Origin of the sequence: Fulvivirga sp., assembly GCF_040218215.1 — a bacterium.
In the GTDB taxonomy this organism is placed as follows: Bacteria; Bacteroidota; Bacteroidia; order Cytophagales; family Cyclobacteriaceae; genus Fulvivirga.
The window spans coordinates 38,694-53,089 of the sequence record NZ_JAVJQL010000013.1; the positions used below are offsets into that span (position 1 = coordinate 38,694).

The following is a 14,396-nucleotide window of genomic DNA, read 5'->3' on the forward strand; positions in this document are numbered from 1 at the left end:
TTCATGAAATATACACCTCTTAACTCTCAACTCTACATTCAAAACAGAAAGCAATTTGCTGGCCAAATGAAGTCAAACGCATTGGCTGTCTTTAATTCGAATGACATTATGCCAACCAATGCCGATGGCACAATGGTATTCAGACAAAACAATGATATTTTAAGCTTGTCTGGTATAGATCAGGAGGAAAGTATATTGGTATTGTTCCCTGACTTTTATGACAAGTCATTTTCTGAGATTCTTTTCCTCAAAGAAACCAATGAGAATATCGCTATTTGGGAAGGACATAAATATACGAAGGAGGAAGCCAAATCGACATCGGGCGTGCAAACCATTATGTGGCTTTCTCAGTTTGAAAGTGTTTTTAATACCTTAATGGCAGAGGCAGAATATATTTATTTAAATACCAATGAACATATCAGGGCAGTTGTGGAAGTTCAGACAAGGGATAGAAGATTTATTGATTGGTGTAGGGACAAATATCCTCTGCACAAATATGAAAGAGCTGCACCCATAATGCATGACATAAGAGCGGTGAAGTCACAGATAGAGATCGAAGCTTTGCAAGTGGCTTGCGATATCACAGAAAAGGGATTTAGAAGGGTCGCAGCTTTTGTGAAGCCTGGAGTCATGGAATATGAGATTGAGGCGGAATATCTTCATGAATTTGTAAGAAACAGATCCAGGGGTTTTGCTTATACACCAATTGTAGCCTCTGGAGCCAATGCTTGTGTTTTACATTACATTGATAATAATCAGGAGTGTAAGGATGGAGATTTACTCTTAATGGATGTGGGTGCTGAGTATGGAAATTATAATGCAGATATGACCCGTTGCTTGCCAGTGAACGGCAGGTTTACAGAGAGACAAAAGGCCGTTTACAATGCTGTTTTGAGAGTTAAAGATGAGGCTACAAAAATGCTCCGACCAGGTAATATAATACCTGAATACCATAAAGAGGTGGGAAAGATAATGGAGAAGGAGTTGATTGGTTTGGGTTTAATTGACTCAACTGACGTTAAAAACCAAAATCCGGCCAGCCCTGCTTATAAGAAGTACTTTATGCATGGTACCTCTCATCACTTGGGCTTAGATGTGCATGATGTGCCAAACATATACAAACCGATGAAAGAAGGAATGGTTTTTACCGTTGAGCCTGGGATCTACATTCCTGAAGAAAATTTGGGTGTTAGGTTAGAGAATAATGTTGTGATAACGAAAGATGGCACATTCGATCTGATGAGAAATATTCCTATTGAAACCGATGAGATAGAGGAAATAATGAATTCTTGATTCAATGACTGTTCGAATTATTACAATTTTTCTGCTTGTTATACTTGCGTCTTGTAGCGAAAAAAGATCAAGCTGGGGGATTGCTCAAAAATATTTTCCAAATCAGGACTTGTTGAAAGATGGTGTTGTTAATAAGTATTATGAACATTATAAATTCTTTGATGGCCGACCGCCACAAATCAATATTTACTATCAGGGCAATTTCTTAGATGGAAACGGAAACCTGATTCAGAAATATTTCAATCCTGCTTATAGCATTTTCATTTCCAGAACTTTTAAGATTGATTCGGGGAGGCAACAACTCATTGAAGAAAAAAGATATACAGGCAAGGATACCATCATCTCTAAGATCAATTCAGATGATTACATAAACTGGGCTGACCAGAATGGGCTGTTAAGTACAGATAGTCAGTATCCTGATGGGATTTTAAAAGTTGAGTTACAACAATTGAGAAATGCTGATACATTATTTCTTAACTATCAATCAAAAGCATTCAAGTATAAGAGGCAAAGTGTTTTTAATGAAGGTGAGATATGGGAGATCAAAAAATCTATAGTATTTAGTGAAGGACTTGGTTTAATTTATGGACATTCAGTTAATAGCGAAAGCGAAGTTATTCAGGAGTTAGTAGAGCAAATGCCATATTCCGAATTTTTAAAAAGGTCGCAAAATACAGTAAACAGAGTAGGGTACATTGCCCCAGAACAAAGGTTAGACAATGACGACTTTAAGCTTTGTTACGGATGGGATAACTTAAATGACTACTATAATTCTGAACCGGATGGTAGGTATGCTAAAAATAAGAACGGTTTGGTTAATGATATAAAGGCTCAATTAGATACCTCCAAATTAAAAAATGAATCTGGTTTTCTTACTTTTCGATTTATTGTCAATTGTGAAGGTAATGCAGGTTATTTTACGGCAGAAGAAAATGATCTTGAATACCAGCCCAAAGCCTTTGATATAGAAACCAAGAATCACCTTTTCGAAATATTAAGGAGCCTCAATAATTGGAGGCCTGTTATTATAAATGATGAAAGTAGGGATGCGCACTATTATGTTACCTTTAAATTGAAAGATGGTGAGATTACTGATATACTCCCTTAGCCTGTTTGTACTCTGCGTCTCTTGCCAAAAGACAAAGTGGTATAAGAAGGACTTCTCGGAGGTAGACCAAAAGGAGTATGCCCAACAAATACTTCAAGGCATGTTAAAAAGCTATTATCAAGGCACACCACCCGCTGAGCATATGTTATTTGAAGCACAAAAGTATGATTCAACAAATGCTGCTATTTGGAGAGAACTTGGAGTCCCTTATTTAAAAAGAGGGTATTATCATGATTCCTATTACTACTATGACCAGGCGGTAAAGTTTGAACCCGAAACCTGGCAAGGATACAGGGGATATAACTATTTATACTTCTACCGGGACTTTGATAGAGCTATTGCCGATTTTAATGCTACAGATTCCTTGACTTTAGATTTTACTGATTATCCCCAAGGGCAAAGTGTGGATTATATGAGGGGCATTGCTTATTACGGGCTTGGCAATATTGAAAGGTCACAAGAATATTTACATAAATACATTAATGAAATTACATCTAAGTCTGATGAGAGTTGGGTTGATACCTATGCATTTCTTTATTGCGGGTTAGGGTATTTAAAAGAGGAAAAACCAGATAGTGCTATTCTTTACTTCAATAAGCTCATAAAATATAATTCCAATTTGTCTGATGGGTATTTTCATAAGGCTAGCACATTATTCTATAAAGGTGAGTTGGTTGAGGCTAAGAAATTAGTTGATAAAGCCGAAGAACTTTTTAAAACGGGTTCTTTTCATAAAAGGCCTTATATTGAGGTGTTGGATCAGATTTATATGGAGGATATTGATAAATTAAAATCTCAAATACAAGATGTCAGATAGTATAAAAAACTCAGACAAAGCCCCAGAGCCGGTAGGGCTTTACCCACATGCCAGAAAAGTTGGCAATCTTTTGTTTTTATCTGGAGTTGGCCCGCGAAAAAGAGGTACTAAAGATATACCAGGTGTAACCCTGGATGAGGCTGGAAATATAGTGGAGTATGATATCGAAGCTCAGTGCCATTCGGTATTTGAGAATGTAAAGTTGGTATTAGAAGCTTCTGGCAGCAGCTGGGATAAACTGGTTGATGTTACAGTTTTTCTGACCAATATGAAGGATGATTTCAAGAAGTACAATGCTGTTTATGCAGAATATTTTAAAGACAATCAGCCGTGCAGAACAACAGTGGAAATAAATGCATTGCCTACCCCTATAGCTATCGAACTTAAATGCATAGCCACGTTATGATTCGGAAATTTGTATTTCTATTAGTCGTAGCCGGCTTGGTAAGCTGTAAGTCAGAGAAAAAGGAGAATTGGATCCAGCTTTTTAATGGTGAAAACCTTCAGGGATGGACACCAAAAATTGCAGGGTACCCTGTAGGTGAGAATTATAAAAACACCTTTAGCGTAGAAGAAGGTATTTTAAAAGTGAAGTACAACGAGTATGACTCTTTCAACAATGAATTTGGCCATCTATTTTATGAGAAGCCTTATTCGCATTATAGACTAAGAGCAGAATATAGATTTAAAGGAGAACAAATTAAGGGTTCGCCAACATGGGGCTATAAAAACAACGGGTTTATGCTCCATGGTCAGACGCCTGAGTCTATGACATTGGATCAGTATTTTCCAGTATCACTGGAAATGCAACTGAAGGGAACGAATGGAGAGGAAAATGCCCCTAATGGAAATTTGTGTACTCCCGGAACGACCGTTAAAATTGATGGCAAGTATATTACTGAACATTGTTATGAGGGCAATGGGCCTAAGCATTATCAGGATGATTGGGTTATGGCAGAGATAATTGTTTATGGTGACAGTGTAATACACCATCTGATTAATGGAGATACCGTGCTTACTTACTATAACCCTAAGATAAGTATAGAAGAAAGCCCTGATTACAAAAGTCCTAATCCTGATGGAAGATTATCATCTGGCACCATTTCAATTCAGGCTGAGTCACATCCTACCGAGTTTAGAAAAATAGAACTTCTAGATCTATCCAAATAAAAAACACCCTCTTTAGAAGGGTGTTTTTGGGCAATTTGGTGGACAATTAATATTTATAATAACTCATTAGCAAGGTTTGCTAACTCCGATCTTTCACCTTTTTCCAGGGTCACATGAGCATAAAGTTCATGGTCTTTCACCCTGTCTATCAGATAGGACAAGCCGTTACTTTGTGAGTCCAGATAAGGGGTATCAATCTGATATATATCTCCAGTAAAAATGATCTTAGTGTTTTCCCCAGCTCTAGTTATGATGGTTTTAACCTCATGAGGTGTTAAATTCTGTGCCTCATCTACAATAAAGATGATGTTGGATAAACTTCTTCCCCTTATATAGGCCAAAGGAGTAATAACCAGTTTTTCCAGATTTACCATTTCGGTAATCTTAGAGTATTCCTTGTCTGACTCGTGATATTGGTTCTGGATAAATTTCAGGTTATCCCAAAGCGGTTCCATATATGGGTTCAGTTTGGACTTGATATCACCTGGTAAGTAACCGATATCTTTGTTGCTTAATGGCACAATCGGCCTTGCAAGATAGATTTGTTTGTAATCCCTTTTTTGTTCAAGCGCAGCTGCCAGTGCAATCAAAGTTTTTCCTGTACCTGCTACACCCTGCATGCTTACCAATTTGATGTCAGGGTTAAGTATGGCATGAATAGCAAATGCCTGCTCTGCATTTCTTGGCTTTATGCCATACACAGACCTCTTTTCAACTTGTTCTACCTGATCTAATACAGGGTTGTAATAGGCGAGAACGGATTTTTTCCCATTTTTAAGAATATAGTAACCATTTTTCTGTGGCTTCTTCTTACCTAAGATTTCTGCAGGTATACATTTCCCTTTCTCGTAAAGCTCATTGATCTTCTCAGGAGGGGTTCTGTCTTGCACCGTTTTGCCAGTATAAAGAGAGCTTACATTTTTTACCTTACCAGTAGTATAGTCCTCTGCCGGCAGGCCCAGTGATTTAGCCTTAAGCCTCAGGTTTATATCTTTAGAGACTAAAATAACCTTTCGGTCTTTCATCTCTTCTTTGAGCTGGAGTGCCGAGTTCAGTATTCTATGATCGGCCTTTTCTTCATCAAAGACTTTGGTAGCATCAACTGTGCTGCTCTGATCCATTAAAACTTTAAAACTCCCTCGGGTCTTACCATTCAATGGATTCCAGTTATGAAGCATTTTTCCTTCAGCCAATTTATCAATCAACCTGATAAATTCCCTGGCCTCAAAATTCTTAGTGTCGTTTCCTTTCTTAAACTGGTCAAGTTCTTCCAAAACAGTAATAGGAATGCCCACATCGTGCTCATCAAAATTCATGATGGAGTTGTGCTCATAAATAATTACTGAAGTGTCAAGGACAAAAATCTTCTTTTCTTTGTTCTCCGCTTTCGCCATACCGGTAGGATTAAAAAATGCCTTGTAGTTAGTCTAAAAATAGACAACTGTTTATAAAGGCAAAAGAAGTCTTGAAATAATTTAAAATTTATTTTTCAACCTGTAAATATCTCCCTTATCACAGGGCTCTACAGATAATACGTTTGCCAACACCAAGATTATCAGTGTGTTTGATGCAGTGTACTTATTTAACTTGGCTGCTGCCTGAAATTGATAAAGATTTATGGTTTTATGTTCCTCCAGGTATGACATTAATATCTTTTCTTTATCACCAAAGTTGAATTTAATGTCTTTATTACGCTTTTGCCTTTTTATTATTTCCCGCACTTCCCTGCTGGCCTTGATGCTTTTGTCTCCGAAGCGCACATACACCTGTCCCCATTTGCTGTCAGCATTCTCTTTTATATGTAAAGGCCTTTTATTGCTCACAGGTATATCATATACCAATGCAGTGTTTTTTTCATTGATTTCCACATGCATGATCTCATAGTCGGGGAGAGGGTGGCACATTTTCTCAATGGTATTGTTGAGCGCATAAATTTCATCTTCAGGAAACTTAACACCAGGTATGGTGCCATCATCAGATACACCAATCAAGAGCTTGCCCCCCTTTGTATTAGCGAAGGCCACAATTTCTTTTACGATCTTTTCCGGATGAGCTACTTTTCTTTTAAACTCTAATGTTTCTGACTCACCCTGTGAGACAAGTCGTTTTAATTCTTGAAAAGTCATTTTTCATGGGCTTACCTAAAATCACTTTCATCCGCATCATCATCAGGTTCAGGCATAGTAAACATACTGCTCAAAAGGTCTTTGAACTGTAACCCTTTCGCCAATTGGTGTTTACTGAGCATACTGTACTCCGACAAACCATGCAATGCGAACTCCATCAAAAATAACCTTAAATTATTATCTGCTTTGCTGTGAGAAGATTTTATTAATTCTTTGAGCCCTGGAATTTCGTTTAGAGCCTTTTCATAATCTTTCGAACTAAAGTCATTTAGAATATCCAAAACATTTTCTTCTCCAAACCAATCAGTAATGGTCTTGTATGGATTTGGAGCTTTTTGCTTTCTTATTTTATCAGGATCAGGGAAAAACTCTACGAATTTGGTACGAATGGCTTTACCAACCAAGTTGTGAGCTACAATGCCAGGGCCTTCCTGTTCACCTTCATAAACAAGTTCCACCTTGCCAGTTATTGACGGAATAACGCCATAAAAGTCTGAGACACGGATGTAGGTCTTTTCATTATTGATCAGTGCTCGTCTTTCTGCTGCACTCATCAGGTTTTCATAAGCGGAGATGGTTAACCTTGCCGAGACACCACTTTTGGCATCAACATACTCACTGTTTCTAGCTTCAAAAGCTATTTGTTCTATTAAATCTTTGGCTATTTCATTCACAGTAACAGTAGCCTCCTGTTCAGGCTTAATATGAGCTTCCTGTTCCGTTATCTTCCTGCCTATTTCAATTGACTTCGGATAATGTGTTATGATCTGACTGTCAATTCTATCTTTTAATGGAGTAACTATGCTACCACGATTGGTATAATCCTCTGGGTTTGCGGTAAATACAAATTGTATTTCCAGCGGCATTCTTAATTTGAAACCACGAATCTGAATATCACCTTCTTGAAGTATATTAAACAGGGCCACTTGTATTCTGGGCTGTAAATCAGGCAGCTCATTAATAACAAAAATGCATCTGTGTGATCTTGGGATTAAGCCAAAATGAATTACACGCTCATCAGAATAAGGCAGCTTCATGGTAGCGGCCTTTATAGGGTCTACATCCCCAATTAAATCTGCAATGCTTACATCTGGTGTGGCCAGCTTTTCGGTATATCTCTCATCTCGGTGCAACCAACTGATAGGAGTGTCATCACCTTTTTCAGCAACAGTATCCCTTCCAAATCTTGATATTGGCAGTAGTGGGTCATCGTTCATTTCACTTCCGGAGATGTATGGAATGTACTCATCCAGAAGCTTTACCATCATTCTGGCCATTTTTGTTTTAGCCTGACCCCTGAGTCCTAAAAAGTTAATGTCATGCATGGAGAGAATGGCACGTTCGAGATCAGGAATTACCGTTTCTTCATATCCCCATATTCCTTCAAATACATTGACTTTATCTTTTAAGTTCTGAATCAAATTATCCCTTAATTCCTGTTTTACTGATCGGGGTTTATACCCCGCTTTCGTCAATGCACCTAAGGTTTTAATTTCGTTGTGGTTCATAAAATGTTTATGCTTATAACTTTTTACGTCTGTTTCTTCTGTAATCTTCAAATATCAAATGACCAAGGCCTTGCAGGTTGCTGTAGTATGCATTACCGTCATTTACTTTTGTAAACTCTTTTACAAACTCCTTTAAGTAAGGGTCTGAGGCAATCATAAAAGTAGTAACTGGTATTTTTAATTTCTTGCATTGCTTGGCCAGGTTCAGCGTTCTGTTCATAATCTTGCTATCAAGGCCAAAGCTATTCTTGTAATATTTTATTCCTTCTTTTAGGCAAGTTGGCTTGCCGTCTGTAATCATAAATATCTGCTTATTGGCATTTTTTCTTCTTCTTAAAAGGTCCATAGCAAGCTCCAATCCGGCTACGGTGTTTGTATGATATGGGCCTACTTGTAAGTAGGGGAGGTCTTTAATTTGAATTTGCCAAGCATCATTACCAAAAACAATAATGTCCAATGTGTCTTTAGGGTATTTCTTAGTGACCAGTTCAGCTAGAGCCATGGCTACTTTCTTTGCTGGTGTTATCCTGTCCTCACCATAAAGAATCATAGAGTGGGAGATGTCAATCATCAACACAGTGGAAGTCTGGGTTTTAAACTCATTCTCCATCACCTCAAGGTCACCTTCAGTCATCATGAAACTGTCAAGGCCATGGTTGATCTGGGCATTTCTTAATGAATCGGTCATTGAGATTTGCTCCAAAGTATCGCCAAACTGATAGTCTCTTTTGTCAGTGCTTGGCTCATCGCCCATTCCTCCAAAATTTGTTTTATGATCCCCCTTCTTTGACTTTTTGAGCTTGCCGAAAATTTCTTCCAGCGCACTGCTTCTCATCTTCTGCTCACTTTTGGCAGTGACCTCAAATTTGCCTTCCGGATTTTCATCGGTAATGTAACCTTTGCTCTTCAAATCTTCAATAAAATCACCGATGCCATATTCATTTCCTGTAAGGTTGTATTGCCTATCCACATTGTTTAACCAATTGAGCGCTTCGGAAACGTCACCTGCTGTAATAACTAACAGCTGTAAGAAGATGTCCAGCAGCTTGTCAAAGTCTGACTTGTTATTGTTTGGATCAGGAATAAAATGGGTAAATCTATGGCCTAGCATGAAGTATTAATAGCATCTATTCTTTAAGATAACACTTAAACCAATATTAGTCTATTTCTGTTCAATTCGCCATTCGATTTAATTTTCAACTTCGTTTCCACAATGTAAGATTTAAAGCTTTTCTGCCCAGAATAGGTACAACTTAAGAGTGCTAATACAAGTTACTTTGCATAGTTGGTTAATTAAACATTTATATAATGAAAAAGTCTATAGTTCTAATTTTAATCGTTGGTTTTTGTGCGTCATCTTGTGGGTTTTACACCTGCCCGACATACGCCAAAAAAAGCAAAAAAGTGAAGAAGGAAAGAACAATGCAAAAAGAAAGAATATAAAACTTTATGCGATTGAATTTGAAAAATATTGACATTAATAAACTTCTGGAAACTGTGCTAAAGTATAGGTTGCAGAAGTACACAAGCTCGAAAACCAAACAACTAAAACATACAGCAGAATCCTGACTTTTTAAGTCAGGATTTTTTTATGGCATTGTTCTGAAGATGTAATCCCATAAAGGCGAAGAAACACCAAAGGCCTTTTCATTATCCTTATAGTGATGAATGCCGTGATGAACCCATAGCTTTTTGAAAAAGTTCTTTGGAGGCTGGAAGGCATGAACTATAAAGTGAACAAATAGATAGCTGGCATATCCAATCAAAAAACCTGGAAGAAAGGCAAACACATAGTCATCCATTATTAGCCTAAAAAGGAATAATAGTATGGTGGCAATGGTCAAACTAGCCAAAGGAGGCATAGCCAATCTATCCTTATCCTTTGGGAACTCATGATGTACACCATGCATAATATACTGCATTTTTTTACGTGCTGCTGTGTACGCATTCATATGAAATAAATACCTGTGCATCAAGTATTCTACCAAAGAGAAGGCCAATAAGCCTACAGAAAATAAGGCGATGGTAATGCCCAATGTTAAATTGGTATGTGTTGCACTCCAGTAAAGTAACCCTGACGAATAAAGAAAAAACAAGGTAATTGGAATAGATATATGAGTTCTTGTCAAACGCTCGATGAAAGCATTGTTTGACAAGGTTTTAGTGCCACTATTATTTGGTTTTGCTGCTTGATTAGTCATTTTAGCATCGTTCATTTCCCCAACAAAATTATATTATGCGTTTAAATTTTAATAGTTTAAATGAAATATGTTTAAAAAATTTAACTGACTTGTAGTTGTTTGGATTTAGCCAAAATCTTCTTATAATACGCTTCATATAGCGGCATTATTTTAGTTACATCAAATTCTTTTGCCCTGTTCAGGGCATTTTTCTTAAAACCAGCCAAATTTTTCTTGTCAAGTATAAACAATGCATTTTTTGTCATGTCTTCGATGTCTCCCACTTTGCTTAAAAAGCCTGTTTTTCCCTGAATGTTAAGCTCAGGAATACCTCCAGCCTGAGTGGATATTACAGGAACTTCACAAGCCATGGCTTCAAGTGCTGCCAGGCCAAAACTTTCCTTTTCAGATGGCATTATGAACAGATCAGCTACTGATAACACTTCTTCCACGGCTTCGAGCTTGCCCAAAAATCTAATGTCATCACAATCTCCCAATTCCCTGCAAAGTGCTTCTATATGTGTACGCTCTGGGCCATCACCTACCAAAAGAAGTTTAGCTGGAATTACTTTTCTCAAATTATGGAAGACCTTTACTACATCTTCAACGCGCTTCACTTTCCTGAAGTTTGAGGTGTGTACTAACAGCATTTCATCATTAGGGCAAATGGCCTTTTTAAAATGTTCTTTTTTCTGCTTTTTAAACCTTTCCAGATCAATGAAGTTGGGAATAACTTCAATTTCGTTAGTGATATCAAAATGCTGATAGGTGTCTTTTCTAAGATCCTCAGAAACCGCAGTCACACCATCTGACTGGTTGATACTAAAGGTTACCACCGGCTCATATGATGCATCTTTACCCACCAAGGTAATGTCAGTACCATGTAGAGTGGTTATAACTGGAATATCAATGCCTTCAGATTTTAAAATCTGTTTTGCCATGTATGCTGCTGAAGCGTGAGGGATGGCATAGTGCACATGCAGTAAATCCAACTTCTCGTACTTTACTACATCCACCATTTTACTGGCAAGTGCCAGTTCGTAAGGAGCATAATCGAAAAGCGGATAATTTCTTAAAGTAACCTCATGATAAAAGAGGTTCTGATTGAAAAAATCGAGCCTGGTAGGCTGTGAGTAGGTAATAAAGTGTACTTGATGGCCGCCTTTTGCCAGCGCCTTACCAAGCTCTGTGGCTACAACCCCACTACCACCAAATGTTGGATAACATACAATTCCTATCTTCATCTTATTCTTTATTTACCTCATCGGTACAATGGATCGCAGAATAACTCCACATTGACTGATAGATCAAATCCTGAATCCTTGTACGGATATTATTTTTAATTAGTTTTCCATTTTCTGCATTTGGGTATATCCTATTAGATAAAAAGATATAGACAAGGTCAAATTCAGGGTCAGCCCAGGCGGCCGTTCCTGTAAACCCGGTATGCCCAAAGGTTTTTCCTGATGCATATGCCGATGTAGGGCTATTCCACTCGCCTACAACAGGCTTGTCCCAACCCATGCCTCTGCGGTTACTTTCATATTGCTGCGAAGCAAATCTTTTTACCGTACCAGGCATAAAATATTTATTATCTCCATAGTTTCCGTCCTGCATGTTCATCTGCATCAATTTAGCGAGGTCTAGTGCATTGCTAAATAAACCTGCATGACCCGCAACACCACCCATCATGGCAGCTCCCTGATCATGCACCAATCCATAAACAAGAGTTCTTCGAAAATAGTTGTCATATTCTGTAGGTGCTATCTGACTTATTGGGAATTTGCACAAAGGCAAATAGCTCATGGTGCTCAGTCCCATGGGGTCATAAAAGTTTTGCTGTAGAAATTCATCTATAGGCTGGTTAACCATATTTTCAACCAAACGCATAAGCATGTAATAGCCCATATCGCTGTATTTATAGTCATAAGGCTTTCTTTTAGGCTTCTCCCTAACCTTCGATTTTATTACCCAGTTCCACACGCTGTCTTTAACCATTCTTGAGCTGTACAGCGCATTGGAAATTTGGAATGTGTAATCGTCATTTGGTGATTCCTTGTAGTAGGCGCTATAATTCAATGTATCTTCTACAGTTTGTTTCCAGAACGGGAGATAGGGCCAAAGCCCTGCCTGATGTGTGAGAATATCCCTTATTATCATATCCTCTTTGTTTGTGCCTTTAAGGTCTGGGAGGTAGTAGGATATTTTTTTATCCATATCAATCATCTTTCGTTCTTCCAGAAACATTAATGCCTGAGTGGTAGCGGCCACTTTCGTGATGGAAGCTACATCATAAATGGTCTGATCATTTATAGGGTCTATGCTGTCATAGGTATAATGCCCTAAAGATTTATTGAATATAATCTTGCCATGTCTTGCCACAATTACTTGACAGCCGGGGGTAGCTTGGTCATTAATGGCCTCAATAGCGATATCTGTTATTTTATCGAGGACCTGGCTGTCCATCCCTACTTCTTCAGGGGTGCCATATGATAGCCTGTTTATTTTTCCGGTGTTTACTCCAGCGCCTAAAGCAAGTTTTTCCGAAACATTGACGGGCAACCTTCCCTGCCCTTCTTGCGCACCAAAAATTATCTGTGGTGCTAATTTTATTGATTCTATGTCAGTATTATAATTTATAACCAGTGCCGCAGCTGACTCAACACTTTTGAGCAAAAACGGATTGACAAATGAGCAGACAATTACATTAGTCTTGTCTTTGAGTTTGTTGACAAGTTCAGAAGCCTGCACAATTTGAAATTGATCGAATAGGCCAATAATCACATAGTCATACCTCGAGAGATTTTCTTCCAGCCTGTACTTATCAATTGACAAGTTGTAGTGAATAATATAATTGTACTTATCAAGATAGTCATCAAACAATTGCTGATTTCCAAAGCTTACTGTAGCAAAGGTTTTTTCATCCAATGCTTTTATTGGAAGTATATCCTTCTGTTGAACTACTGTTGGTGCAGCTCTCAAAACTTTATTAACAGTGAGTTGAGACTCAGGCTTGTTAAGTTTAAGATGGATGTTCTGTGAGTCAATAGTTTTTTGTTGGTTTAAGCCTAAATCATATTTATGGGCCAGTATTTTTTTTACGCTGTTCTCAAGTCGAAATCTTGGAATATCGCCTCGATTGATCTGCCTTCTGATTTGCTTAACACTTGCGCTGATATTGGTTGACATCAGCAAAATATCATTACCAGCTTTGAAAGCCATAGCCTCTAGTTTTCCAGGCTTATACATATCCAAAAGCATTTTGTCACTCAACGCATCAGATACGACCAATCCTTTATAGCCTATTTCTTCCTTAAGTACTTTAATACTGTTTTCAGATAGTGATGAAGGGGTCTTTTTCTTGTCCAGATCAGTAATAACATGGCTGACAATTATTCCATCTGCATTATTTGTTGCAAGAGATTTGATGGGTCTTAATTCATGAATGTCCAGCTCCTTTTTGCTCCTTTTGATTTCTAAAATTTTATCAGACTGGTTGTCATGATAATAGCCTGGGAAGTACTCTGAAAAGCCCAGTATATTATGTTCTTTAAAAGCATCAATAAATATTTTAGCCTTATTTTCCAAGACCAGCTGGTCTGAACTAAAGCCTGAATTATAGGACAACTCATCTGGCATTAAACCTGAAGGGCCAACGGTAAAGTTTACACCCATCAAATTCAGCTGTTTTGCAAGGTCATTGGCCAGGTCTTTTATTAATCCATCATCCTGAACAGCACCCATGGTCAGGTAATCCGGAATGGATAAGGTGCTGTCTAAATATTTACTTAGCCCTGTTCGGGCATCTAGTCCAATGAGCAGGGGAACATCAGCTGATTTCTGATATTTATTGGTAAGCCGTATCTGGCTTACGGGACTTCCATCAAAGAAGATGACCCCACCAATATTAAACTTCCTAATGTGGTTCTCAATCACATCATGGTGTTGCTCATTGCCGCTGCTATAAGCGGCCATAATAAAAAGCTGCCCAATGCGCTGCTCCATTGTAAGCGCCTGATAGACACTATCAACCCATCTGGATTTGGCATCAGAACTTAGCTGCGCAACCGACATTTTTGTGATGAAAACGAGTGTTACAGCAACTAAAACTTTTCTGAGCATATGGCCGTTACTTTTATGATTACAGCGATTATTAAGTAGATTTGTAATACTACGAAGTTATATAAAGAAACA

12 protein-coding genes are annotated in these 14,396 nt (G+C 38.1%); 5 read left to right on the top strand and 7 right to left on the bottom strand.

Translation table 11 applies throughout. The features are described 5' to 3' along the window. Positions 1–3 precede the first annotated feature (3 nt). From RIB54_RS07285 to RIB54_RS07305, 5 genes are read left to right on the top strand one after another with little or no spacing between them, the layout of a single operon-like run. Entirely contained in the window at positions 4–1,293 is a 1,290-nt protein-coding gene (locus RIB54_RS07285) for an aminopeptidase P family protein (RefSeq protein WP_350100117.1), read from the top strand. Between the two features lie 4 nt (positions 1,294–1,297). Next, positions 1,298–2,401, top strand: coding sequence for a hypothetical protein (locus RIB54_RS07290; protein WP_350100119.1), 1,104 nt, complete (start codon positions 1,298–1,300; stop codon positions 2,399–2,401). Beyond that, on the top strand, positions 2,373–3,218 hold the full coding sequence (locus tag RIB54_RS07295) for a tetratricopeptide repeat protein (protein ID WP_350100121.1): 846 nt from the start codon (positions 2,373–2,375) through the stop codon (positions 3,216–3,218). The genes RIB54_RS07290 and RIB54_RS07295 overlap by 29 nt, the downstream gene beginning before the upstream one ends. Continuing rightward, positions 3,208–3,624, top strand: a complete 417-nt coding sequence (locus RIB54_RS07300; RefSeq protein WP_350100123.1) for a RidA family protein — start codon at positions 3,208–3,210, stop codon at positions 3,622–3,624. Before RIB54_RS07295 ends, RIB54_RS07300 begins: the two co-directional genes overlap by 11 nt. Then, complete coding sequence (locus tag RIB54_RS07305) at positions 3,621–4,388, top strand: 3-keto-disaccharide hydrolase (protein ID WP_350100125.1); 768 nt, start codon at positions 3,621–3,623, stop codon at positions 4,386–4,388. The genes RIB54_RS07300 and RIB54_RS07305 overlap by 4 nt, the downstream gene beginning before the upstream one ends. 53 nt (positions 4,389–4,441) lie before the next feature. On the opposite strand, the gene RIB54_RS07310 is transcribed toward RIB54_RS07305, so the two are convergent. The 7 genes from RIB54_RS07310 to RIB54_RS07340 form a co-directional block, all read right to left on the bottom strand. Further along, on the bottom strand, positions 4,442–5,782 hold the full coding sequence (locus tag RIB54_RS07310) for a PhoH family protein (RefSeq protein ID WP_350100127.1): 1,341 nt from the start codon (positions 5,780–5,782) through the stop codon (positions 4,442–4,444). A gap of 81 nt (positions 5,783–5,863) precedes the next feature. After that, on the bottom strand, positions 5,864–6,514 hold the full coding sequence (locus tag RIB54_RS07315) for an AlbA family DNA-binding domain-containing protein (RefSeq protein WP_350100130.1): 651 nt from the start codon (positions 6,512–6,514) through the stop codon (positions 5,864–5,866). Positions 6,515–6,525: 11 nt separating this feature from the next. Beyond that, the gene (locus tag RIB54_RS07320) at positions 6,526–8,022 is read right to left on the bottom strand and encodes a P-loop NTPase family protein (RefSeq protein WP_350100132.1); all 1,497 of its coding nucleotides are present in this window, start codon (positions 8,020–8,022) and stop codon (positions 6,526–6,528) included. Between the two features lie 13 nt (positions 8,023–8,035). Next, entirely contained in the window at positions 8,036–9,133 is a 1,098-nt protein-coding gene (locus tag RIB54_RS07325; RefSeq protein WP_350067680.1) for a vWA domain-containing protein, read from the bottom strand. A gap of 478 nt (positions 9,134–9,611) precedes the next feature. Next, positions 9,612–10,238, bottom strand: coding sequence for a sterol desaturase family protein (locus RIB54_RS07330; RefSeq protein ID WP_350067678.1), 627 nt, complete (start codon positions 10,236–10,238; stop codon positions 9,612–9,614). A 65-nt stretch (positions 10,239–10,303) separates the two neighbouring features. Next, positions 10,304–11,446, bottom strand: a complete 1,143-nt coding sequence (gene bshA / locus RIB54_RS07335; protein ID WP_350067676.1) for an N-acetyl-alpha-D-glucosaminyl L-malate synthase BshA — start codon at positions 11,444–11,446, stop codon at positions 10,304–10,306. Between the two features lies 1 nt (position 11,447). Continuing rightward, complete coding sequence (locus tag RIB54_RS07340; protein ID WP_350100134.1) at positions 11,448–14,324, bottom strand: serine hydrolase; 2,877 nt, start codon at positions 14,322–14,324, stop codon at positions 11,448–11,450. Between the last annotated feature and the right edge of the window lie 72 nt (positions 14,325–14,396).

Bases quoted from the DNA above. Each gene is read 5' to 3' on its own strand.
- RIB54_RS07290 (WP_350100119.1), top strand. From the start codon at position 1,298: ATGACTGTTCGAATTATTACAATTTTTCTGCTTGTTATACTTGCGTCT.
- bshA (WP_350067676.1), bottom strand. From the start codon at position 11,446: ATGAAGATAGGAATTGTATGTTATCCAACATTTGGTGGTAGTGGGGTT.
- RIB54_RS07305 (WP_350100125.1), top strand. From the start codon at position 3,621: ATGATTCGGAAATTTGTATTTCTATTAGTCGTAGCCGGCTTGGTAAGC.
- RIB54_RS07320 (WP_350100132.1), bottom strand. From the start codon at position 8,022: ATGAACCACAACGAAATTAAAACCTTAGGTGCATTGACGAAAGCGGGG.
- RIB54_RS07330 (WP_350067678.1), bottom strand. From the start codon at position 10,238: ATGAACGATGCTAAAATGACTAATCAAGCAGCAAAACCAAATAATAGT.
- RIB54_RS07340 (WP_350100134.1), bottom strand. From the start codon at position 14,324: ATGCTCAGAAAAGTTTTAGTTGCTGTAACACTCGTTTTCATCACAAAA.
- RIB54_RS07295 (WP_350100121.1), top strand. From the start codon at position 2,373: ATGGTGAGATTACTGATATACTCCCTTAGCCTGTTTGTACTCTGCGTC.
- RIB54_RS07300 (WP_350100123.1), top strand. From the start codon at position 3,208: ATGTCAGATAGTATAAAAAACTCAGACAAAGCCCCAGAGCCGGTAGGG.
- RIB54_RS07325 (WP_350067680.1), bottom strand. From the start codon at position 9,133: ATGCTAGGCCATAGATTTACCCATTTTATTCCTGATCCAAACAATAAC.
- RIB54_RS07310 (WP_350100127.1), bottom strand. From the start codon at position 5,782: ATGGCGAAAGCGGAGAACAAAGAAAAGAAGATTTTTGTCCTTGACACT.
- RIB54_RS07285 (WP_350100117.1), top strand. From the start codon at position 4: ATGAAATATACACCTCTTAACTCTCAACTCTACATTCAAAACAGAAAG.
- RIB54_RS07315 (WP_350100130.1), bottom strand. From the start codon at position 6,514: ATGACTTTTCAAGAATTAAAACGACTTGTCTCACAGGGTGAGTCAGAA.